The 22,615-nt window shown below is 40.4% G+C and carries 18 protein-coding genes and 1 pseudogene; 6 read left to right on the forward strand and 13 right to left on the reverse strand.

Annotation, left to right across the window (positions count from 1 at the left end; genetic code table 11):
- Positions 1-26: 26 nt before the first annotated feature.
- The 5 genes from PSH48_RS02700 to PSH48_RS02720 all read right to left on the reverse strand — a co-directional run bounded on the left by PSH48_RS02700 (position 27) and on the right by PSH48_RS02720 (position 7,290).
- Complete coding sequence (locus tag PSH48_RS02700) at positions 27-2,531, reverse strand: S9 family peptidase (protein ID WP_273610848.1); 2,505 nt, start codon at positions 2,529-2,531, stop codon at positions 27-29.
- A 104-nt stretch (positions 2,532-2,635) separates the two neighbouring features.
- Positions 2,636-3,799 (reverse strand): endonuclease/exonuclease/phosphatase family protein, encoded by a 1,164-nt coding sequence (locus PSH48_RS02705; protein WP_273610849.1) that lies wholly within the window; start codon positions 3,797-3,799, stop codon positions 2,636-2,638.
- Between the two features lie 114 nt (positions 3,800-3,913).
- Complete coding sequence (locus PSH48_RS02710) at positions 3,914-5,065, reverse strand: 5-(carboxyamino)imidazole ribonucleotide synthase (RefSeq protein ID WP_273610850.1); 1,152 nt, start codon at positions 5,063-5,065, stop codon at positions 3,914-3,916.
- 2 nt (positions 5,066-5,067) lie between these two features.
- Positions 5,068-5,550 (reverse strand): 5-(carboxyamino)imidazole ribonucleotide mutase, encoded by a 483-nt coding sequence (purE, locus tag PSH48_RS02715; RefSeq protein WP_024033606.1) that lies wholly within the window; start codon positions 5,548-5,550, stop codon positions 5,068-5,070.
- A 150-nt stretch (positions 5,551-5,700) separates the two neighbouring features.
- The gene (locus PSH48_RS02720) at positions 5,701-7,290 is read right to left on the reverse strand and encodes an ABC-F family ATPase (RefSeq protein ID WP_083901794.1); all 1,590 of its coding nucleotides are present in this window, start codon (positions 7,288-7,290) and stop codon (positions 5,701-5,703) included.
- A gap of 636 nt (positions 7,291-7,926) precedes the next feature.
- On the opposite strand from PSH48_RS02720, the pseudogene PSH48_RS02725 reads away from it, so the two are divergent.
- Positions 7,927-9,138 (forward strand): annotated as a pseudogene (locus PSH48_RS02725) (porin).
- 204 nt (positions 9,139-9,342) lie between these two features.
- The gene (locus PSH48_RS02730) at positions 9,343-10,479 is read left to right on the forward strand and encodes an MFS transporter (RefSeq protein ID WP_273610851.1); all 1,137 of its coding nucleotides are present in this window, start codon (positions 9,343-9,345) and stop codon (positions 10,477-10,479) included.
- A gap of 497 nt (positions 10,480-10,976) precedes the next feature.
- On the opposite strand, the gene PSH48_RS02735 is transcribed toward PSH48_RS02730, so the two are convergent.
- The 3 genes from PSH48_RS02735 to PSH48_RS02745 form a co-directional block, all read right to left on the reverse strand.
- Positions 10,977-11,861 carry an alpha/beta hydrolase gene (locus PSH48_RS02735; RefSeq protein ID WP_273610852.1) on the reverse strand — a complete coding sequence of 295 codons (885 nt, stop codon included), beginning with the start codon at positions 11,859-11,861 and terminating at the stop codon, positions 10,977-10,979.
- Between the two features lie 30 nt (positions 11,862-11,891).
- A complete protein-coding gene (locus PSH48_RS02740; RefSeq protein ID WP_096041735.1) occupies positions 11,892-12,503 on the reverse strand; it encodes a MarC family protein in 612 nt (203 codons plus the stop codon).
- A gap of 172 nt (positions 12,504-12,675) precedes the next feature.
- Complete coding sequence (locus PSH48_RS02745; RefSeq protein WP_055253606.1) at positions 12,676-13,158, reverse strand: GNAT family N-acetyltransferase; 483 nt, start codon at positions 13,156-13,158, stop codon at positions 12,676-12,678.
- Between the two features lie 99 nt (positions 13,159-13,257).
- Between PSH48_RS02745 and PSH48_RS02750 the strand changes: the two genes are divergently transcribed.
- Positions 13,258-13,461: a hypothetical protein gene (locus tag PSH48_RS02750; RefSeq protein WP_273610853.1), complete on the forward strand. Its 204-nt coding sequence runs from the start codon at positions 13,258-13,260 to the stop codon at positions 13,459-13,461.
- 63 nt (positions 13,462-13,524) lie between these two features.
- On the opposite strand, the gene PSH48_RS02755 is transcribed toward PSH48_RS02750, so the two are convergent.
- Positions 13,525-13,719: a CPXCG motif-containing cysteine-rich protein gene (locus PSH48_RS02755; protein ID WP_004586615.1), complete on the reverse strand. Its 195-nt coding sequence runs from the start codon at positions 13,717-13,719 to the stop codon at positions 13,525-13,527.
- 236 nt (positions 13,720-13,955) lie between these two features.
- On the opposite strand from PSH48_RS02755, the gene msrA reads away from it, so the two are divergent.
- The 3 genes from msrA (at position 13,956) to PSH48_RS02770 (ending at position 16,614) form a co-directional block, all read left to right on the forward strand.
- Positions 13,956-14,555, forward strand: coding sequence for a peptide-methionine (S)-S-oxide reductase MsrA (gene msrA, locus PSH48_RS02760; RefSeq protein WP_138576380.1), 600 nt, complete (start codon positions 13,956-13,958; stop codon positions 14,553-14,555).
- 257 nt (positions 14,556-14,812) lie between these two features.
- Positions 14,813-15,727, forward strand: a complete 915-nt coding sequence (locus PSH48_RS02765; RefSeq protein ID WP_096041732.1) for a 2OG-Fe(II) oxygenase family protein — start codon at positions 14,813-14,815, stop codon at positions 15,725-15,727.
- A 137-nt stretch (positions 15,728-15,864) separates the two neighbouring features.
- Positions 15,865-16,614 carry a substrate-binding periplasmic protein gene (locus PSH48_RS02770; RefSeq protein ID WP_273610854.1) on the forward strand — a complete coding sequence of 250 codons (750 nt, stop codon included), beginning with the start codon at positions 15,865-15,867 and terminating at the stop codon, positions 16,612-16,614.
- Between the two features lie 53 nt (positions 16,615-16,667).
- Here the strand turns inward: PSH48_RS02770 and PSH48_RS02775 are convergent, their stop codons facing one another.
- The 4 genes from PSH48_RS02775 to PSH48_RS02790 form a co-directional block, all read right to left on the reverse strand.
- Positions 16,668-18,776, reverse strand: a complete 2,109-nt coding sequence (locus PSH48_RS02775) for a TonB-dependent siderophore receptor (RefSeq protein ID WP_273610855.1) — start codon at positions 18,774-18,776, stop codon at positions 16,668-16,670.
- Between the two features lie 90 nt (positions 18,777-18,866).
- Complete coding sequence (locus tag PSH48_RS02780) at positions 18,867-20,129, reverse strand: DUF3526 domain-containing protein (RefSeq protein WP_273610856.1); 1,263 nt, start codon at positions 20,127-20,129, stop codon at positions 18,867-18,869.
- Positions 20,126-21,574 carry an ABC transporter permease gene (locus PSH48_RS02785; protein ID WP_273610857.1) on the reverse strand — a complete coding sequence of 483 codons (1,449 nt, stop codon included), beginning with the start codon at positions 21,572-21,574 and terminating at the stop codon, positions 20,126-20,128. The genes PSH48_RS02780 and PSH48_RS02785 overlap by 4 nt, the downstream gene beginning before the upstream one ends.
- On the reverse strand, positions 21,574-22,389 hold the full coding sequence (locus PSH48_RS02790; RefSeq protein ID WP_273610858.1) for an ABC transporter ATP-binding protein: 816 nt from the start codon (positions 22,387-22,389) through the stop codon (positions 21,574-21,576). Before PSH48_RS02790 ends, PSH48_RS02785 begins: the two co-directional genes overlap by 1 nt.
- Positions 22,390-22,615 lie beyond the last annotated feature (226 nt).

A 22,615-nucleotide genomic window follows, 5' to 3' on the forward strand; every position in this document is an offset into this window, starting at 1 on the left:
TTATACTTTAATTTTTAAATTTAAGATTAAAGTGTTTCTTTAAATAATTTATGAATACGGCGGTATTCATCTAACCAGCTTGACGGCTGTACAAAGCCATGTGGCTCTACCGGGAAGATAGCCGTTTCAAAGTTTTGTTTTTCAAGTTCAATTAATCGCTGTACTAAACGTACTGAGTCTTGAAAAAACACGTTATCGTCAACCATAGGGGCGTTAATTAATAAGCGCTTGTTTAAGCCCTCTGCGTAATAAATTGGCGAGCTTCGCTCATACGCAACGGGATCTACATCTGGGTGATTTAAAATATTAGCCGTGTAAGCGGTGTTGTAATGCGCCCAATCGGTTACTGGACGAAGTGCTGCCCCAGATTGAAATAGCTCAGGGGCAGTAAATAGCGCCATAAAGGTCATAAACCCGCCGTATGAGCCACCGTATGTGCCTACTGCGTTAGTATCAACATTTGCGTTTTGCGCCATCCATTTAACGCCATCTGCTAAATCTTGCGTTTCAGGTGTACCCATTTGGCGATAAATCGCAGTACGCCAATCGCGGCCATAACCTTTAGAAGCGCGGTAATCCATATCCATCACTATGTAACCTTCATCGGCAAGTAATGAATGAAACATAAACTCACGAAAATACACAGACCAACCCATGTGTGAGTTTTGTAAGTACCCTGCTCCGTGGTTAAAAATAACCGCTTTACGGGTTTTGCCTGTTTCACCTTCTACATAGTCACTTGGGTAATACACCTTGGCATAAATAGGTTGCTCTGTGTGGCTAGATGGCACGGCAACAATTTTAGGTGCGGTGAGCTTTTTAGCTAAAAATTCATCCGACACCGTATGGGTGAGCTGTGTCGCTGTGGTGTTAGCTTTAGCATCGGCAACAAAAAGCTCTGTTGGCATTGTTATTTTAGAGTGCTTAAGCAGTAATTTACTTTCGTCTGGGCTTAACGTGTAGTCGGTCATACCGTTAAGGTCAGTCACTTGCTCGTTTTTACCTGTTTGTGGATTAACACGGTAAATTTCGTAAAGGCCTGGGAGCTCTACGTTTGCCTTGTAATAAATAGCGCTATTATCATGAGTTAACGTAATGTCCGATACTTCAAACTGGCCACTAGTTAAAGCGGTTGCTTTGCCGTTAAGCGGTTTTTTGTAAAGCTGACTATAGCCCGACTCTTCTGATAAGTAATACAGGGTGTTTGAATTATGTAACCAGCCAAAATTGTTAAACGCGTAGGCTATCCAAGCATCATCATGTAGGCGGTGCTGCGACACAAGCTCGTTTTTATCAAAGTCGATTGTGGCTATCCAGCGGTCTTTGTTATCCCACGCCTCTAGCATAATGGCAACTTGCGTGCCGTCATCGTTCCACACTATGGGAGCTTGGTTTAAACCCCAATTAGTAATTAAGTTAATACCGCGTGGCGCTTTTTTAGATTTATACGTTTTACCATTACGCGCGTAGTTTTCTTTTTTAACCTCGGCTAAAACATCTTCATCAAAGCCCGGTAGTGTATCAAAGCTCAGTGGCGTTTGTGTTTTATCTACAAGGTTAATGTGTATCACAGATGATGTTTGCTCTTTTGCATCAGCCACACGACGACGCACTTTTTTAGGCTCAATAGTGGCATCATCGGTGATGTAATTAGGCATAATATCGCCTTTATCACGCCAAGATTGCTGCTTTTGCAGCACAACAATTAAAGCATCACCGTTTGGCGATAATTGCGCTTCTTTAATTACATTGCCATCACCTAAATAAAAAGCGGTGTTAGCAATGGAGCTATTTTGCGTGTTTATTTGCTCATTGCGTGTTTGCGTATCCTGTTTGTTTTTATGCTGCAGCGCCACAAACTCAATCAGTTTGTGCTGCTCTTTTGCTATGTAACTAGTAGGCTCTTGTATCCCTTTTGGCTCATCGGCCAATTTTAAGTTAGCAAGCTCTGTACTTAGCCCTGTTTTTAAATCAACTTTAAAAAACACATTTCCTTGGCGGTAAACTAAATCGCCATTGTTTAAAAACTGTGGTTTAGACTCATTAGCTGAGGTAGCAGTTATTTGTTTAAGTTCACCCGTTGTTAGGTTTTTAACAAATACATTGCCTTTAAAGGTATAAGCTTGAAGTGTTCTATCTGATGAATAAACCGCTTTAGAAGCACCTACAGTATGCAGTTTATCAAGTGATACTTGCATCGCTTTTTTGCTGTTAATTGGCTGGCTATAAATATCGTTTAGGTTACTGCCTTGCTGCTTTTGAGCATAAATAATGGTGGCTGAATCACTTGCCCAGTACGCATTTTTAGGCTGGTTGCCTATCCAATCAGGGTTTGCCATGGCTTGTTCTAGCGTAATATTTTGCGAGCCGGCATCAGCAGGTGTGTTTACAACCGCAGCAACGGGAGTTGCTGGTAAAGCGCTTTGCTGTGATGAAGAGGTATTGGCGGTAGCACTACAACCTGCAAGCATAATGCTAGAGGTTACAGCAAGCGCTACTAATGTTTTTGATGACGATAGGTTAAAAATCATAGTGCTTCTATACGGTTATTATAATTGAGCCGTATTTAAGCAGAAGCACTTGAGTTATTGCAATTTTTTAAGATAAATAACACATTTTCACGGTAAAGCTGAGTTTACTCTATTAGCAAATCGAGCCACACCAATCGGTGATCGCTCGATGCGTTTCTATCTTTTATTAATCTATATTGCTCGCTGTTTTTAGTAGGCCAAAACACCCCGCCATCGTGTATTTTAAACCCATAGGTAGAGGGTAAAACATAATCTACACGCGCTTGCCAGTTAGCGGTAAAGTGCTTTGCGTATGACTGCGGGTATTGCTCTTTAGCACCGGCGCTTTGCGGTATAAATTGCGAATTTATAAGTGGGTTATTTAAAATTTGATTGGTGGTTTCAACCCGTGCTTTATCCCCTTCAGGCGCGGCGTTTAAGTCACCTAAAATAACAAACCGAGAGTTTGCTTTTAATCCGCCTTTTTGGCCGTTATCGTCGTAAATATAGGCTTTATTAGCAACATAATCGGCAATTAACCTAACTTCGTCATGATTACGTTTGCCGTTTCTGTCTTCGTCGCCATCAAACACCGGCGGTGTTGGGTGCGAGGCTAGTACATGCACTGTTTTATTATTTACTACAACAGGTACATCCCAAAACGATTTAGAGCTAAGCCTAAGCGCTTGCCATTCTTGCGTGTTATACCAATTCTCTTTTGTTTTTGGGTCTATTGGCATTTGCGCATTAGGCATATCTTTATATTTAAACGTTTGAAGCGTGCGCAGTTTCTCAAGGTTAATGGGGTATTTAGATAAAATAGCCATTGCGTAATGCCCTTCAAAAAAACCAAAACCTTGCGCATCGCCCATTACAGCGGTTTTTTTACCGTTGTTATCAAGGTCAAACTCAGTAGCAAGGCCTGTATTTACAGGGGCAATAAAACTGTATGGGTAATCAATGGGGTCTTGTTTATTTTGGCTTACATTTAAAAACTGGCGTTTAAAATAATCTATACCTTGCGCTTTTGGTACGTAGTCAAACTCGTTTAATAAAATAATGTCAGGGCGAACACGCTGAATTATTTCGGCTATATTTTTTATTTGCTGGTGGTTTGATTTTAGAGCATTAACTAGCGCATCGGGGTTAACTTGCTCGCCTTTTGGCGTGTGATTAGTTGCATCCATACTCACATTAAAAGTGGCAATACGAAGGCTTTGGCTGGCTGTAGCATTTAAACTAAATGAAGCGGCAATGGCTAATGCGCCATAAAGTATGTTTAGTTTCATTTTTTTACTTCAAAAAATTAAAAAATAGACTTTACCAGTATTACACAATTAATACCTATTTTTATGACAAAAAATACCGGCTTAAGCCGGTATTTAATTAGTTAATTGCAGCCTTTACTCACTTAGCATAAGTGCAGTAGCAGCTTTTAAAATGCCGGGGTACGCTTGCTCAGGTAGGTAATCGGTAAGTTGCCCAAGCTTAACGGCAAGGTTATTAATGTTATCTGCAGATACATTAATATGCCCCATTTTACGCCCAGGTTTTGCCGTTTTTCCGTACCAGTGGCTGGTTACATCACTGACTGTTAAAACCTCGGTAGGAATAAAACCTTGGCCCAGCACATTAATCATGGCGGTAAAATGCTTAAGCTCTGTATTACCTAGCGGTAAACCCGCTACAGCTCGCATGTGGTTTTCGAACTGCGAACAATGGCAGCCTTGCTGTGTCCAGTGCCCTGAGTTATGAACTCGCGGCGCAATTTCGTTCACCAGTAAAGTACCGTTTACATCAAAAAACTCAATGGCAAGTACGCCAACATAATTAAGCTCGTTGGCAATTTTTGTAAATGCACTATGGGCCTGCTGCTCAACCAGCGTGTTATTTTTACCTGCAATTGACAAAGTAAGCACGCCGTTGGTGTGCTCGTTTTCAGTAATTGGGTAAATAGCCACATTACCTTGCTTATCGCGTGCACCAATAATAGAGACTTCACGATCAAACGGGATCATTTTTTCAGCAATAATACTGTGTGGTGCATCCTGTGTGCCAGAGGCAATAAAATCAGCCATTTCTGACCAAATTTGCTCTATTTGATCATCTGATTTTAAACGCCACTGCCCTTTACCATCGTACCCTGCTTGGCACGTTTTAATAACCAGCGGTTTGCCTAGGGTTTTAACCGCTAATTCTAAATGCGCTTTTTCTGTGATCAGTTGATACGGCGCACACGCTACGTTTGTTTTATCTAGTAGCGCTTTTTCTAATGCGCGGTCGCCACCGGTTTTAATGGCAGCTTTACCTGGGTAAAATTTATTACTGTTGCAGCACAGTGTAAGTACATCATCGGGGATATGCTCAAACTCTGCGGTAATCGCATCAGCGTCACTAATTGCCTGCTCAAGTGTGGTTGTGTAAATTTCACCGGTTAGCGGATGCATAATTTTTTGGCTGCCTACATCGTAAGCAACCACATTTAAATTAAGGGGGGCGCCTGCTAGGCTCATCATTCGTGCAAGTTGGCCGGCACCTAAAATTAAAATTTTCATTTTTACTCTGCAGGATTAGGGTTAGCTAAAATAGTCTCGGTTTGTTCTTTACGAAATGCTTCAATTTTTGCAAAAATTTCTGGGTTTTGGCACCCTAAAATTTGTGCAGCAAGTAAACCTGCGTTAGCAGCGCCTGGCTCACCAATAGCCAGTGTACCCACGGCTACGCCTTTTGGCATTTGGCAAATAGATAACAATGAATCTACACCGTTTAAGGCTTTAGATTTAACTGGAACACCAAGCACAGGAAGCGATGTAAATGCCGCTGCCATACCCGGTAAATGCGCAGCACCACCGGCGCCAGCAATAATCACTTTTATGCCTCGATCTGCGGCTGAATTTGCATAATCTGCAAGAAGTTGAGGAGTGCGGTGCGCAGAGACCACTTTTGTTTCGTACTCAATACCAAATTTTTCGAGCATGAGCGCTGCGTGTTCCATGGTTGGCCAATCTGATTTAGAACCCATAATAATGCCAACAGTCATAAATACTCCTCAGTAATGTATTTTAAAAATAGCGGACTTATGTCCGGTTTTAGGCGGGTATTATACCCAAACCAAGTTTAATTGCGACTCACAAAAACAAAAAAAGCCACGTTTAAACATGGCTTTTAAAGGGTTGCAGTTACAAAGTGCTTATACTTCTTTGCTTGCTAGGTATTCGCTGTAGTTGCCTCTAAAGTCAATCACCTGGCCGTCTTTTATCTCCCAAATGCGGGTAGCAACCGATGATACAAACTGGCGATCGTGCGATACAAACAATAATGTGCCTTCGTACGCTTCTAATGCAAGGTTTAACGCCTCGATAGACTCCATATCCATGTGGTTTGTTGGCTCATCCATTAACAGTATATTTGGTTTATGCATCATAATTTTACCAAATAACATACGGCCTTGTTCACCACCCGAAATAACCTTTACAGACTTTTTAATATCGTTTTGCGAAAACAACATGCGCCCTAAAAAGCCACGAACCACTTGCTCGTCGTCGCCTTCTTGTTGCCATTGCTCCATCCACTCAAACAAGTTCATGTCTTTTTCAAACTCGTCAGCATGATCTTGCGCGTAGTAACCAATATTGGCATTTTCAGACCACTTAAACTCGCCCGACTTAGGTGCTAAACGCCCAGCAAGCGTATTAAGTAATGTTGTTTTACCTACACCGTTTTCACCGATAATAGCAATGCGCTCGCCTACTTCTACTAAGCCTTCTAAATTTGAAAACAACGTATTGTCTTCAAAACCTTGGCTTAGGTTAGTCATTTCTAGTGCGTTACGAAATAGCTGTTTTTCTTGCTCAAAGCGAATAAACGGCGATTGGCGAGAAGAGGCTTTTACTTCTTCTAGCTGAATTTTATCAATACGTTTTGCACGCGACGTTGCTTGTTTAGCCTTTGACGCGTTTGCAGAAAAGCGCGATACAAACTGTTGTAGTTCAGCAATTTGGCTTTTCTTTTTCGCGTTTTCACTTAATAGGCGCTCACGTGCTTGTGTTGCTGCAAACATGTACTCATCGTAGTTACCTGGGTAAATACGAAGCTCGCCGTAATCAATATCAGCCATGTGCGTACATACTGAGTTTAAAAAGTGACGGTCATGCGAGATGATGATCATGGTGCAGTCGCGTTGATTAAGCACATCTTCTAACCATTTAATGGTGTAAATGTCCAAGTTATTGGTTGGCTCATCAAGTAGCATAATATCAGGGTCAGAAAACAGTACTTGCGCAAGTAACACACGTAGTTTAAAACCGGGTGCTATTTCAGACATTGGGCCGTAATGCTGCTCTGTCGAAATACCTACCCCTAATAAAAGCTCACCCGCTTTAGACTCAGCTGAATAGCCGTCCATTTCGGCAAATTCAGTTTCTAAATCGGCTACTTTCATGCCGTCTTCTTCACTCATCTCTGGTAATGAGTAAATGCGATCGCGCTCTTGTTTAATATCCCATAATTCTTTATGGCCCATGATCACAGTATCAATTACAGAGTATTCTTCGTAAGCAAACTGGTCTTGGTTTAGTTTAGCCACACGTTCATTTGGATCTGTACTTACGTTACCTGCAGAGGGCTCTAGTTCGCCACTTAGGATTTTCATAAATGTAGATTTACCACAGCCGTTTGCACCAATTAAACCGTAACGGTTTCCTTCGCCAAACTTTGCAGATATGTTTTCAAATAACGGTTTAGCACCAAATTGCATGGTGATGTTAGCTGTACTAATAATAGCGCTACCCTCCAAGGGGACATGATGTATTTAAATTGCGCGCAGTTTAAACTAAATACAGCTTTTTTTCTATGAAAGTTTAAGGTTGAAAGCGCATGAACTATGCCCTATTCCACTCATTAAAGGCGTAAATTAATGCCTAACAAATAGTGCCTAAAACGCGATTAAGCCAGTGAATGCTTATTCAACTAAAAAAATGCGCTTAGCTAAAAATAATAGCGCGATTTGTGCGCCATATCAGGGTTTAAATTTTAATTAATAAACCCGTTTAACTTAATAAGTCGATTGTTTATCGCAAAGCATTTTAAAAAACAGATAGCTGGGTATATATTTATGATATAAAATGCTTTTTAGAGTTTTTGCACTAGCGTTTTATTTTTATCCAACATGAAAAAAACTCAATTTAAAACCCACTTACTTGCGCTATTTTCAGCACTATTTACGTAGTTTTTAATCAAAAAAAACCTATCCCTTAACAGATAAAAAACACCATTAACCTCCAGTGAATATTTATTCATTTTTGGCGCTAATTTCATTGATTATTTTTCACTTTTGAGCCCATAAGGGCTTTGTTAGTCTTCATGCCTTCTAAATTTAATGTCACTTTTTAAAGTTAATACACACAAGGCATCACAAATGATTAAAAACTTTGTAACCCTACTATTAGGAACAAGCATAGTAGTCGCGCCAGCTGCTTCAGCAGTAGAGCTCTATAAGGATGAAAAGAACACTATTAAAGTAGGTGGTTACCTTGATGTGCGCGTTATTAATACGCAAAACCAAACCGAAGTGGTAAATGGTACATCGCGTATAAACTTTGGCTTTACTCGCTAACTTAAAAAAGACTGGTCGGCACTGGCGCTAGTTGAATGGGGTGTAAACCCTGTTGGTAGTAGCGATATTATTTACAATAACCGCTTTGAATCTATTCAAGATGAGTTTTTATATAACCGTTTAGGTTATGCTGGCCTTTCGCACGAAAAGTACGGGCAAATTACCATTGGTAAACAATGGGGTGCGTGGTACGACGTAGTTTATGGCACAAATAACAGCTTTGTATGGGATGGTAATGCTGCGGGGGTTTACACATACAATAAAGACGACGGTGCAGTAAATGGTACTGGCCGTGGTGATAAACTAATTCAATACCGAAATAGCTACAACGACTTTAGCTTTGCAGTTCAAGCGCAACTTAAAAACAGCGAATTTTATACCTGTGATGTTAATGACATTTCGGAAGAAGCGTGTGAAGCCCTGTGGAATACTGGCGACAGCGCAGCTCAAGAAGTAGAATTTAACTACACCTTTGGTGGTTCTGTAACTTATAACGCAACCGACATGCTAACGTTAACAGCAGGCGTAAACCGTGGTGAATTTGATGTAACGTATGGCGATGGCACAACACAAACTGTTGAAGACTTAATTTTTGGTGCGGGTGTAATGTGGGGCAGCATTGAAAAACCAGGTTTATACGTTGCCGCTAACATAAATAAAAGCGAAAACCACGATACCGATAATCTAGGGCGCTTAATTAAAGACTCTATTGGTGTAGAAACCTTTATGTCGTACCGTTTTGATAACGATGTGCGCCCTTTTGTGGCTTATAACATTTTAGATGCCGGTGACGATTACGTTATTCAACCTAACTTTAATACCGATCCTAATGATGTATTCAAACGTCAATTTGCTGTGATTGGTGTTCATTACTTAATTGACGAAAACACCATTGCCTACGCTGAAGCCCGGAAAGACTTTAGCGACTTTGAAAGTGATGACAAAGACCAGCAATCACAAATGAAAGCGTCAGAAGACGACGGGATTGCATTTGGTTTTAGATACAAGTTTTAATTTCCCACCATAACAACACACAAAGCCCAGCTATATGCTGGGCTTTTTTATTTTAAACATTAAATGATGAAAAAAATTAAATGTTTGAATGCGTTAACAATCGCTATTATTTGTTATAACACTTTATAAAAGCTGTGTGCGCTGCGTATTATTAATTCCTTGTAAGCATGCTTACAAATTCACCCGAAAATTAATGGAGAGAAAATGAGTTCACTCAAAACCGCCGGTAATTTTACTCTACTATGTATTGCCAGCTTAACCATAATGGTTGGTACCCTGTTAGCGCCGGGTTTAGTTACCATTGCTGATGGCTTAGGCATACAAAGCAACAGCGTATTATTAATTACTTTACCTTCTTTAGGTGCGGTGGTGTTTGCCCCCCTAGCCGGAAGATTAATAGACAAGTACGGCGCATACCCTTTACTTATAATAGGTTTATTTTTATACGGATTAGTGGGTGCATGTGCTTACTTTTTACATGGCCCAACCTTAGTATTTATTAATCGTTTTGCATTGGGTGGTATTACAGCAATAGTGATGGCAAGTTGCACCGTTTTAATTTCAACGTGGTACAGCGGCGAAGCCCGACTGAATATGATTGCCAAACAAGGCATGGCGATAGAGCTAGGTGGCGTTATATTTTTATTTTTAGGCGGTGTTTTAGCGTCAATGTATTGGGGATTACCCCTTGCTTTATATTTAATTGCTTGGGTATTTTTAGCTATGTTGCTCATGTTTGTCCCCCGTAAGCAGCAATTGAACGCCCAAAACACAGAGCAAACTCAACAAATAAAAAAGAGCCATTCAAACGCATTAACGCTTAAAGGGGTGTATATAGTATCAACCCTAGCTATGACCATATTTTTTACCTCAACCGTGCTTTTACCTATTACCTTGCACGCACTAAATTTTAATGAATCAGAAATAGGCCAACTATTGGCTTTTATATCGTTAGTTGCGGTATTTACAGCGGGATTTATGCCTAAAGCAACTAAACGCCTTAGTGAGAAAAATGTATTAGCAATCGCATTTTTTGCCTTTGGTTTATCATACCTTTGCTTTATACAATCAAGTACATTGATATTAGTATTAGGCGCGCTATTAATTGGTATTGGCTTTGGTTTTAGCATTCCTCTTTTAAACCACATGACCGTAGAGCTAAGCCCAGAAAATGTTCGTGGACGTAACTTATCGTATTTTACAATGGCTGTGTTCTCCGGTCAGTTTTTTACCTCGTTTATGGAGTACATACCTGGCGGTGAACATAACGTATTTATAATATGCAGTATTTTAAGCGCCGTTGTAGCTATCGCCCTTTTTGTAAAACCTAAAGCGCACTAAGCAGCAATCAATAACCGGTAAAATTATTAAATTAAGTAGCCAAGTATCCTCTATTTATTGGCTACTTTTATTCTTCTTAACTCTTTAGCTAAGTTTACCACTTAACGATAATTTAGTATGATGTGTTCTTTTACCATAAAGCCACCAGCTAATTTATATTAATTGCATTAAGAGTTTATAAAGATGGTGAAAATATACTTAAATGGCAAAGTACTTGTACAGATTATCGCTAATCACAAATGCGTAAGGCTGGTTAAAAGCAATAACAATGAGTTTGGTATATGGACATATGTCCATATGGCATTCTAACTTAAGAGTAAAATACTGTATATAAATACAGTTAAATTTATTTTTTGTGCAAAAATAAATTGAAACAACTTCCCTCTGTAACTCGTTAATAACATTAAACTAAGTGAAGTGCTATCCAGCTAATTCGTTATCATAAATAGATAAAAAACCGATAGCTGTATATGCATACAGCTATCGTTTGAGCCTATCTACCTATTTTTAATAAACGTATTATAACCAGCTAACCCCTTTGATACACTCAGTGTTGGATTATCTGAATGTTCAGCACCTTCGTTTATAGCGCTTTGCCACACAAGGTTGTTATTAGGGTTTGCTATTAAAGCAGACTCTAAATTATCAAACGCTTTTAACATTAACGGATGTTCTGCTCCACCCACAGAAAGGTATAAATAAGTAGGCGACTTAATTTTATTTGCTTGAGTAGTTAAAAATGCTTCTACATTATTAACCACTGTCATATCGTCATACCAAGCCGCTGGGCTAAATGCAAAGTAGCCATTAAACAGTTCAGGTTTTGTATGCAGTGTATAAAGCACAAAGCTGCCACCTGCCGAAAAACCACTTAATACACGGTTATTACTAAACTTATATTTTACCGATAAATAAGGAAGTAACTCAGTTTCAATAAACGCTAAAAACTTGTCAGCTTCTCCATTTGGCTCTATAAGTGTTTCATTTTCTGGGCGCGCTTGTGTATTTACATCTTGGCGAGCATAAGGAGGCACTAAATCGCGATTACGTGTATCTGTAAAAAACAAATTAGGAATAGACACCAATATAGCCTTATCCCCTTTTTCGCTCTTAGCTTGTTTTGTAAGTGCTTTATCCCATGTATCTAAATTAAAGTTACCATCGGTTTTAATAATTAACGGATACGCTCTTTTAGGATCGTAATTAACGGGTAATCTTATAAACACTTTGCGCGACTCATTAAGCACGCTTGAGTTAATTGTTACGTCGGTATAGTGCGATACATAATGGTTGTAATAGCGTATGGCTAAAATACCAATAGCAAAAATGACTACGGCTAAACTTAAATTAATAAAATAATGTTTTGTTATTTTTATTGCCATGCGTCATTCCTTTAAATGTTTAGGAGTTATTTAATCGAGCTTAACCCACTGCTTAACTTCAAGTGCAGTCATAATCAGCTCTACAGAAAAAGCGGCCAGTATCATCCCCATCACGCGGGTTAAAATAGACGCACCGCCAATACCAATTAGCTTTATAATTTTGCCCGACAGCAACAACAAAATTAGGGTTACACCCAACACTGCCAGTGTAATTAACGCTGTTCCTATTTGGGTTGTAATTGGGTGAATGTGATTATCGGTAAGTAATATAACGGCTAAAATAGCCCCTGGTGTGGCAGTAGCAGGTATAGCAAGCGGAAACACTGCAATATCGTGCCCTGGGTCTTGTTTAGCTTTATTTGAATCATTGCCAAATATCATTTGTAAGCCAAACAAAAATAAAATTATCCCGCCTCCTAACTGAAACGATACCAGCCGTATACCCATCGCATTTAAAATAAGCTGCCCTATTAAAATAGAGCCAAGTAACACAGCGCCTGCATATAGCACAGTTTTAAACGCAGTTTTACGACGTTGTTGATCAGTTAAATGAGAAGTGAGCGCAGCAAAAAGCGCCATAGTCCCTATTGGGTCAATAGTAGCCCAAATAACGAGGGCATCTTGAGATAGTTTTTCTAGCATATAAAATCCTTGTTAAGCGAACACGTTTTAAAAACTCGGGTAACAAATTCATTTGCTTACGCTTAACTATAAGCCAAATTGGCTATTTTTTATATTGCATTTGTTCCTCTTATGATGAAATTTACTAACGTGTATAATGTAAATGCAGTACTAATACATGACTAATGCAGTACTAAACATGTTTATACCAAATAGAATGCTCACCCAAGCTAAAGCCTAATTTAACTAGTAAGTTATGCGAACGCGCATTATGTGCACTTACCTGCGCCGCTAAGTAATTAAGCGGTATAGCCTGTTTAAGTGTTTTAACAAAGCCGGTTATTACCTCAAACATAATGCCCTTATCCCAATACATAGGATCAAGCTCAAACCCAATAAACGCTCTACTTTTACAAGGCGATAAATTATAAAGGCCGCAGGTGCCCATAAGTTTGCCATTTATATTATGTTCAATAGCCACTCTTATTACTTCGCCTTCGTAATAGGCGGTAATATCGTCTTGTATTAATTGCTTAATTTGGCATTTACTTAATGGGGTTTTATAGTCGTTAAATTCGCTCACTTGCGGGTGATTCAAAATAGAAAATAACTGTGGGGCATGCTTATGGGTAATTAAACGCAATGTAACGCGTTCAAGCTGAGTTGTTTTAAACATTTTATACAGGAGTTAAAATAGCGCTTTATGGTTAAGCATTATTAACTTACCATAGCGTATTCACAAGCATTATCTTTATAGCCAATATTGAGAGCAATAATGAGCGACGATTTTAAAGCAATTCAACCTACCACAACCGTATACTGTCCTAAACGTGGTGAGGGCTGGACCCTAACAGGCATTACTAATATAAACGAGTTTACCTCGGTAATGTTTGACGGCATACGTTATACACTCCCCGCACGCGAAATAGTAGAAGAGCTGTTACCAAACCAACTAGCCCGAGAGCAAAATAATAGCTAGCACCCGTGTATAAACGGAAGTGGCTGCCACTGTGCAGCCACCTATATAAAGAGTAACGAAGGATTAAAATGTATCGTCTTCACTGTATACATTTACTTTTAACTCGTCTTCATCTTCAAAAACAACAAACGAAATAGGCTTACAGCATACTTGGCAGTCTTCTATGTATTGCTCGCCAATATCTGCCGCGTCTAATAATACTTCTATGCTTTCGCCGCAATACGGGCAACTTATCGATTTTTCGGTTAACTGGTTCATTTAACACCTGCTACTTTTATCTCAATGCTTTCAATTTAATAAACACACTCTGATAATACTACATTGTGCTACAGAGGTTGCCCAATGTACGTATGGTCTTAATTAAAAACCATTACGTATATTACTTTTTCCGCTATTGGCGTTAGCCTACTAAAAACAATGAAATAGGTTTTACAGTTAAAGGGTCTAACTATTAAGAATATGTATTTAAACTCATACTAGAGGTAGATTATTATATGAAAAAATCACTTACGCTTGCATTAACATCTGCCGCAATGTTGTTTAGCACCTTTTCACATGCAGCCAAAACCGAAAAAGCAGTTTTAGCCGGTGGATGTTTTTGGTGTATGGAAAGCGACTTTGAAAAGCTCAAAGGCGTAAAAGATGTTATATCGGGTTTTACCGGCGGTAAAATTAAAAACCCGACCTACAATGGTAACCATCAAGGCCATTATGAAGCAGTACAAATTACTTACGACCCTGATGTAGTAAGCTACAAAGGCATACTTGATCATTTTTGGGTAAATATTGATCCCTTTGATGCCAAAGGCCAATTTTGCGATAAAGGCCCAAGTTATTTAAGCGCCATATTTGTAGCTAACGAGCAAGAGCGCAAAATAGCAGAGCAAACCAAACAAGCCGTAATAGCAGAGTTCCCAAATCAAACAGTGGTCACGCCAATACTTAATGCCAGCACTTTTTACCCAATTAAAGGTAAAGAAAGCTACCATCAGGATTATTATAAAAATAACCCCATACGCTACAACACCTACCGCTGGCGCTGCGGACGCGATAATCGCCTAGAAGAAATTTGGGGCGATAGAGTCACACATTAAAAATCTATAGTTAAACGCTTGATGGGTTTACACAAACCCATCCCCATTACAGCTAACAGCTAACAGCTAACAGCTAACAGCTAACAGCTAACAGCTAACAGCTAACAGCTAACAGCTAATTCTATTCATTCCGCCCCTAATTATAAACATTATTTTGATACTGTTTCCTAAAACAGCTTATTTATCTAACTTTATAAATATAATAAATTGCACTCCTAAATTGATAAAACCTAATTCAACCACTGGAGTTACACATTATGTCTGCCACCCAATTACAACTTGCTCGTGCTCTAGCGTTACCTTCAAGAGAGGCCATGTTAAATCGTGAGCACTCTGTACAGCATTTTTGGTACAACAATGACCAACTACTTACACAAGCCTGGAAAGAGTGGGAAGAAACCGAAGTAGATACAACCACCTTTACCTTGGACGATTCATTACTAGATAAAAACTTACGTGAAGCCGTTAATGCAGCATGGCAAGATCCATCAAAAGAGCATTTAGTAAAATCACTACTAGAAGAAGTAGCAACTGATGTGTATCAGTTTCAATTTTTTGATCCTGAGCGCCTAGCAGTTTTACGTGGTTACCTAGAAAAAGTATGGAATGCTAACATTCCTATGCGTCCACCATACGGTATTGTATTAAACCGCCGCGGAGCCATGCTCGACAAACGCTCAGAGGGCTATTTAGCTGCTCCTAGTTTTCAGGCATTTTATAACCAAGTATTAAATACATACATGCGCCCTATTTCACGTTTATTGTTTCCTGAAATCATAGGTTACGATACGCAAACGTTTGGTTTTTCTATTTATTACGACCCAAGTACAGATGCGTCTATTCGTCCGCATACCGATGCATCATCAGTAACATTAAATATTAATTTAAACTTACCTGGGGAAGAATTTAGCGGATCAGAACTTGATTTTTACGACCAAGTAAACGCAAAAGTTGTGCAACTTAGCTTTAAACCAGGCACCGCCATGATCCACAAAGGCAATGTACCACACGCGGCAAAACCTATAACCAGTGGCGACAGAACAAACCTGGTGTTATGGCTTTTTGGCGATAATGGCCGTATACCAGCCCCGGGTTCAAAACGTACAGATATTGATGCAAAAGAGCGTTGGACTACGCCAAAAACAACGCCAGACGGCTACGCACCTTTTTAAACGGTGCCAAGTTTAACCTTTTGTGCCTAATACTTGCCCATTAAAGGTATTTAATCATACTTTAATGGGCTATTTACTTGTTACATAACCACTTAGTTACTATCTTTTTAGTATGCCAAGTTAATTTAAACAGCCTAATGAAGTTAAACTTTTTTATAATAACTACACTGCTTGTATCCTCTTTTGCCTGTGCATCGCCTACTAAACAAAAATTAGTTGTAGGTTTAGGCGAAACCCTACCGCCTTTTGTAATGTCACATACCAACAGCGGGCTAACCCTTGATATTATTAAAGCCGCATTAACCCCTTTAGGTTATCAAATAGAGCCACGCTATTACCCCTATACGCGCCGCGCTAAAAGGTATGCAAAAGGCAGAATAGATATTTTAGCCGACATAAACTTAAACACCGCTAACGGAAACCAACTCAAAGGGTATATTTCTGATGAGGCCTATGTATACGAAAACGTAGCGATAACCCTAAAAAGCAAACAGTTTAACTTTACTAAAATTGCAGATTTAACACATTACAGCTTAATTTCGTGGCCCAGCGCCGCCATACACTTAGGCGAAGAATATGCAAAAATGACAAAAGCCAATACGCAATATTACGAAGTTCACGACCAATCTCTTCAAGTTAAAATGCTTTTTTCAAACAAGGTAGATGTAATTCAAATGGATAAACAAAGTTTTGATTACTATCGCTCAACCCTTAAAGATATTGATACAACGCAATCTGTAGATCGCTTTGCCCTGTTTGGCAAAAGCCCAAATGGCTATTTATTTAAATCAAAAAGACTACGTGATGGCTTTAATATTCAGCTACAAAAACTTAAAAATTCAGGTCAGTACAACAAAATTTTTGAAAAATACAAACACGTCAAATAAAAAAGGTCGCTTTAACTAAGCGACCTTTTTAAGTTTACAGCGCAAAATACCAATTAAAACTTATAAGAGGCAGAAAATTTAACGTTACGCGGTGTACCAGGTTGTACCCATGCATCGGCAAACGAGTTTGTGTAATGCGTTTCATCAAACAGGTTATTTACCTCAGCCGTAACACCAATCGCGTCTGTTACATCGTAATTTACAAATACACGCGCGGTTGTATAACTGGGTAGTTTAAAGTCGGTACCAAAATAGCCATTGCGTTCGTCTACAAATAATAGCCCGCCACCAAATTTAATTGCATTGCCATATAACTCGCCCGATTTAACAAGCTGCAAGCTAAGTTGATGCTCTGGTACATTTAAAAGTGACTCGCCGGCCTCTACTGTGTAGCCAAAGTTAGCATCAAAAAATGAGTTTTCTATTTGGGCATCTACATACGCATACGACGCCCAAATTTCTAAACTATCGCTAAGCTCACCTGTTAGGTCTATTTCTATTCCATTACTTTGCGCTTCACCAATGGCGGCATAAGTAAACGCTGTTGGGTCGTCTACTACTAGCATGTTGTCTTGATTTACTTTAAATACGGCAACGGTACCAAATAACACGCCATCGTTAAGGGTAAATTTTACACCTAGCTCAGCAGAGGTAGATTGGTTTGGCTCAAAACCATCGCCATTGGTATCAGTGCCCGACAGCGGGCGAAAGTTTTCGCCATAGGCTGCATAAACAGATACATAATCACTGGCTTCATACACCACACCAAACTGCGGGCTCACGCGTGACTGCGTTTGTTTAGTATTAGTGCCTGCTAAACGGTTATTTAAACGCTGCTCGTAATCATCAAAACGGGCACCAATACGAATATCTAACTTATCGGTTACGCTTATTTGGTCTTGAATAAATACCCCTACCGACTCTTGAATCTCTACGCGGTCGGTATTAGATGTAGGCGTTGGTAATTCATACGCGCCGTATACAGGGTTAAATACATTAATGTATTGATCGCCCCGTACACGTAAAATAAATTGATCGTTTTCAAATTTATCAGCGTCAACACCCATAATTAAACGGTGCTCAAAACCGCCAAGCTCAAGGCTGCCGCTTAGCTCTGCACGCAATACATGGTATTGAGCATCAAAATCGCGGTAGCGCCTAAAGCGGTTTACTTCGCCATCAACTACGCCGCCAAAACCGGTTTCGGTTGCAAAGCCTTCCATAGAGGTATCACGGTAGTTTGCACCAAATAAAATGCTCCAGTTATCATCAAAGTCATGAATGTACTCTAACTGATGCCCTAGTACATCGGCTTCAATTGGGCCATCGCCCGGCTCACCTAAAAAACGGCTTTCTGGAATAAGCCCAAGTTCGCCATCTATGGCTAATACGCCTCTATCAAACGGCACTTCTTGGTCGCTGTATTCAAGCTCGTAAACAAGTTGGCTGCTGTCGTTAATATTCCACACTATTGACGGGCTAAAGCCGTGTTTAGTGGTTTCTATGGTGTCTCTAAAGCTCTCGGCGTCTTCGTAAAAACCAACCAGTCTAATTGCAACGTCATCGTTAAGCGCTGTGGTGTAATCAACATCGGCGCGGTAAGTATCAAAACTCCCTACCGAGAGCTTAATTTCACCTTGCGTATCAAACGTTGGGCGTTTAGTAACTAGGTTGACTGTACCACCTGGCTCACCACGGCCAAATAAAGCCGCACGCGGGCCTTTTAAAACCTCAACCGACTCAATACCCGACAAATCACGCGAGCCACCAAAACCGCGCCCAGCATTAAAACCATTTACTAAGTAGTTACTCGGTAGATTTTCATCGCCTACAAAGCCACGTAACGAAAAACTATTCCAAAGCCCACCAAAGTTGTTTTGGCGTGCAACAGAGGCCGATAAATCAAGCGCTTGGTCAAGGCTTACTGCACCTGCATTTTCAAGGGCTTCTAAATCAATTTTAAGCTCTGATTGTGGAGTTTCTAGTTGGCTAAAGTTACCTTGGTAAGCTTGGCGCGTAGCAACCACAGAAAGCCTTTCAATGTTTGTGTTAGCACTGTGTGTTTGCTGGTTTTGCTCAGTAGCTAAAGCCTGGCTGCTAAATAAGCTTACTAGGCACGCACTTAAATAGGTGAGCTTAAGCCCTGTTGTGTTGGTTTTCATTGTGAACCTTGTTAGTAATATAAGTATTTTATAATTATGGTGTTGTTACTAGGTGCGCTAAACAACGGCGTTTAGCGCACCTAATAAGGATTACTTTGCTATAGCCTCAAAGCGTGGCATGTTATTGAGAACTGATTTAGGCGGATTACCCTTATAAAATAACCAAGGGTAATAAAACTCACGTAATTGCTGATGATAATCACGAATTTGCTGCTCGTATGCATACGCTGCTACTGAGTCGGTTTGGGCGGCTCGTGTTAAACTGCGCTGCAATAACAGCGGTGGCGAAAACCACGACACCACGCCTGCTAAGTCATATTTTTTAGCGGCTGCGTCTCGGTATGCTTTTGAAAGCGGCGCTGCTTTTAAATCGCCCATTTGCTGAAATGCGTAATACCATTTCCACTCAAACTCACTGCTCATAGCAATGTAGGGCGCAAGTGCTGGGTACTCTTTAATAAAAGGCTGCATAGTGGCAGATTTAGGTAAATCCCAGGCATCATTTACCGCCTCACGCTGAGTAAGCATAATGTCGCCGCCCTTAGGCGAATGCACCGACTTGTTTATAGCAAGGTCGCCTAAAATAGGAATAATAAAAGCAAATAATACCCATAAACCAATTAGGCCAGAGGCAACGCGCGGAGCACTAGTCGCGTTTTTGCCCCACCACACACTCAGCGCAGTCCAAAATGCAAGGTATGCAATACAAAGTAGCGATACATACGCAATTTCAAACGCGCTTGCCCCAGCTATAAATGCACCTATAAAAAATGGCAGCATTAAACACACTATTACTGCTAAAAACCTTACCGTTATACGTGCGCCCCACAAAGCAAAGTACGATTTAGCCGTAGTAACCAGTAAGTCGTGCCTGCCGCTAGTGCGCTCATTTGCAAATAAGTCATGAAACAGCAAAATAATAACCAGTGGTGCTAAGGCGCTAATTACAAATACAAAATCAATTTTACCGGCCTGTGCCAGCTCGGCATTTTGCGCATCGCTTTCGTAAATTTGCCCCTCTATGGCCAATAAATTAATACGGTGTTTCCACGGGAATATATCGCGCTCACCTAATGCAGCAAATGCAAGGTTAGATGGCTGAGAATACGTTAAATGAAAACTGTAATAAGCCAACATGCCCGGATCGTCTTGCTTTTGCTGCACTTTAGCGCGATCGCTTTGATCTGCAGCTTTTAAACGCTCTATTGTTTGCTGCTGCGCGCTTACTTCGCTAAGCCCGCTGTATATTGCAAAGCCCGATAAAACAAAGCTACATAACAGCAATACCACAAGGTATTTTTGACGCAGTAAAAAGCCCCACTCTCGTGTAAGTTGTGTAATTAAATAACTCATATCAAACGTTTTCCTACCAATTTAATACCGCCTACAAGTACTACAATCCACAGTATTAACTGTAAAAAAGCAGGTACACTTCTTTGCGCGCGAACATCTGCGCTATCTACATCAAAGGTAAAGTTTTGCAGTATTTGCCAGTTCTCTGATCCTACGCGTGCTTTTTTAGTAGCCTCGGTATTGGCGTTTCGGTTCATATCAACTTGGTAATCAAGCTTTTCAATGTGTACTTTGTTAAGCCCTTGCACAAAATCAAAGCGCAGCTGTTCGGTTTCACGTAAAAAGCGATGATGGGTTTCTATGCTGGTACCCACTACAATCATCGACAGCGAGCGAATAGCCACCATAGGCGATACCCAACCAAAGTAACGCGATACCTGCGTTTGTTTAAGCTCACTTTGCATGCGCTGCTCGGCAAACTGGTTTAATACCTTAGTTTGTTTTGCCTCTGATTCACTGGCCACTAACCCTCTAAAGTTTACTGGTAGCTCATCAATGCTGCTTACGTTGTATTTTTTTAGCAGAGATTGTTTAAATTGCTTAAAGGCGGGGTCGTTGGTGTTATGGCCATCACCTAGCTTTCTAAGCTCAGCTTTTACTGCAAAGTCGGTTTCTATTTTACCGGCCGATGGCACAGCCGTAGAGGCACTGGTACTTGCTACGCGCGGCATAACAATGCACAGTAAAATCCACACAAACGCAAGCGCTGTAAAGCTGCCACTATTTTTACTAAACACGCTCGATGCTAATAAAACAACTAACACCCACACGCTTAAATACAATGCATAGCCCACAATAAAACTAACAACTGCTAAAAGGCTCTCACCCGCGCTAAGCGTAAATAACGCCGACACCGCTAATGGCGCAATAATTAACCCAACAACACACAAAAGGGCCAGCCCTTTACCCGCAATCAGCGTGCTGCCTTTGGTGCCTTGCGCCAATAAATACGACAGCGTTTGCGATTCGCGCTCACGGCTAATAGAGCTGTAACCAATTAAAATAAGCAGTAACGGCGCTAATGTTTGCACTATAAAAGCTGGCGTTAAGCTGCCAAGTTTTGTTAAAGCTGTGCCTTGGCGCTGCTCGGCAAACATTGCACTATTTTGCCTATGCCCTTCTAAAAATATTGAGTTACCTGTGTAAGCATCTATACCTGGGTCGAGTGTGCTCAGTGGGGTTGGTGTTCTAAAAGCGTAATGCCCGTAATGCACCATTCTGTGTGGGTGGCGATCGGGTTGCTCAGCAAAGCTTTGCTCGGCATTACTTTGTAATTCATTACGAGTGTGGCTAAGTTCGTGCATTGTAATGGCAGTAACCACCACCGATGAAAGCGTAAGTAATAAACCTATGGCTAAAACGGTCATCGCCAGTTTTGAGCGAAGCCAATAGCGCCACTCATCTTTGGCAACTATCACCATCTTTGAAAAATTATTTTTGTTCATTACGCGCCTCTTTGTGCAAACGCAGCATGAACTTGCTCGGTATCAATTCGGCCGTTTTCTGGCGCGTCAAATTCGCCCACCAGCTCACCCGCTCTTAATAAACCAATTCGGTTTGCAACTTGGCATGCGCCGTATACATCGTGCGTTACCATTAAAATAGTAGCGCCGGTTAATGCAAGCTCACGCACTAACTGGTTAAACTCATCAATAGCAACAGGGTCAAGGCCCGATGTAGGCTCATCGAGTAAAAATATGGGGGCTTGGCGTAAAATAGCCAGTGCAATCGCCGTTTTTTGCCTCATGCCTTTAGAATACGTTTGCATAGGACGCTCCCATGCAGCTTGTTGCAGCGCTACACGGTTAAACGCAGCATTAATTTGTTCATCGGTTTTTTTAATATCAGCAAGCGATAAAAAATACGCCACGTTTTCGCGGGCAGTTAAATGCGGATATAACGTTGCTGACTCTGGCAAATATGCTGTTTTGCCGCGTACAAAATCTAGTGCGTGTGTTACCTCTTTGCCCGCTACTTTTACAGAGCCTTGAGTGGGTTTATTAAACCCAAGCAAAGTTTTTAACGTGGTTGATTTACCCGCGCCGTTACCGCCAAGTAACGCGTAAATTTCGCCCGAGCCTACGCTAAAGTTTAAGTTTTTTAAAATGGCGTTGTTTTTAATGCTAAAACTTAACGAATCGACTTCAATAATGGCTTCGCTTTTAACTGCTTGAGTTGTATTTAGGGCTTCATTACGTGTTTGTTCCACACGTGGAGATTCTTTCGGTGATGTTTGATTAACAGCTGTAGGTGTACTCACATTCAAACTCTATTAAGGGAAATTAGAATGCAGTGAATGTTATACCATATCAAATACATATTGCAACACTATAACATATTAATAATTAACAAATGATGCAGAGGTTTTAATAGTGTTACCCAATTTGATTTATTCAACGGGTTTTGCCTATTACAAAATCCATAACCATTTAGGCTAAAATCATTTCAAACGCAGCGTTTAAAATTAAGTACTTAAGTTATTTACG

Origin of the sequence: Pseudoalteromonas sp. Angola-4 (genome assembly GCF_028599265.1) — a bacterium.
GTDB classification, from domain to species: domain Bacteria; phylum Pseudomonadota; class Gammaproteobacteria; order Enterobacterales; family Alteromonadaceae; genus Pseudoalteromonas; species Pseudoalteromonas atlantica.

What these genes read in the sequence shown, in the direction of transcription:
- PSH48_RS02775 (WP_273610855.1), bottom strand. Translation starts at nt 18,776, where the DNA reads ATGAAAACCAACACAACAGGGCTTAAGCTCACCTATTTAAGTGCGTGC.
- purE (WP_024033606.1), bottom strand. Translation starts at nt 5,550, where the DNA reads ATGACTGTTGGCATTATTATGGGTTCTAAATCAGATTGGCCAACCATG.
- PSH48_RS02780 (WP_273610856.1), bottom strand. Translation starts at nt 20,129, where the DNA reads ATGAGTTATTTAATTACACAACTTACACGAGAGTGGGGCTTTTTACTG.
- PSH48_RS02730 (WP_273610851.1), top strand. Translation starts at nt 9,343, where the DNA reads ATGAGTTCACTCAAAACCGCCGGTAATTTTACTCTACTATGTATTGCC.
- PSH48_RS02750 (WP_273610853.1), top strand. Translation starts at nt 13,258, where the DNA reads ATGAGCGACGATTTTAAAGCAATTCAACCTACCACAACCGTATACTGT.
- PSH48_RS02765 (WP_096041732.1), top strand. Translation starts at nt 14,813, where the DNA reads ATGTCTGCCACCCAATTACAACTTGCTCGTGCTCTAGCGTTACCTTCA.
- msrA (WP_138576380.1), top strand. Translation starts at nt 13,956, where the DNA reads ATGAAAAAATCACTTACGCTTGCATTAACATCTGCCGCAATGTTGTTT.
- PSH48_RS02700 (WP_273610848.1), bottom strand. Translation starts at nt 2,531, where the DNA reads ATGATTTTTAACCTATCGTCATCAAAAACATTAGTAGCGCTTGCTGTA.
- PSH48_RS02740 (WP_096041735.1), bottom strand. Translation starts at nt 12,503, where the DNA reads ATGCTAGAAAAACTATCTCAAGATGCCCTCGTTATTTGGGCTACTATT.
- PSH48_RS02705 (WP_273610849.1), bottom strand. Translation starts at nt 3,799, where the DNA reads ATGAAACTAAACATACTTTATGGCGCATTAGCCATTGCCGCTTCATTT.
- PSH48_RS02745 (WP_055253606.1), bottom strand. Translation starts at nt 13,158, where the DNA reads ATGTTTAAAACAACTCAGCTTGAACGCGTTACATTGCGTTTAATTACC.
- PSH48_RS02710 (WP_273610850.1), bottom strand. Translation starts at nt 5,065, where the DNA reads ATGAAAATTTTAATTTTAGGTGCCGGCCAACTTGCACGAATGATGAGC.
- PSH48_RS02755 (WP_004586615.1), bottom strand. Translation starts at nt 13,719, where the DNA reads ATGAACCAGTTAACCGAAAAATCGATAAGTTGCCCGTATTGCGGCGAA.
- PSH48_RS02770 (WP_273610854.1), top strand. Translation starts at nt 15,865, where the DNA reads ATGAAGTTAAACTTTTTTATAATAACTACACTGCTTGTATCCTCTTTT.
- PSH48_RS02735 (WP_273610852.1), bottom strand. Translation starts at nt 11,861, where the DNA reads ATGGCAATAAAAATAACAAAACATTATTTTATTAATTTAAGTTTAGCC.
- PSH48_RS02785 (WP_273610857.1), bottom strand. Translation starts at nt 21,574, where the DNA reads ATGAACAAAAATAATTTTTCAAAGATGGTGATAGTTGCCAAAGATGAG.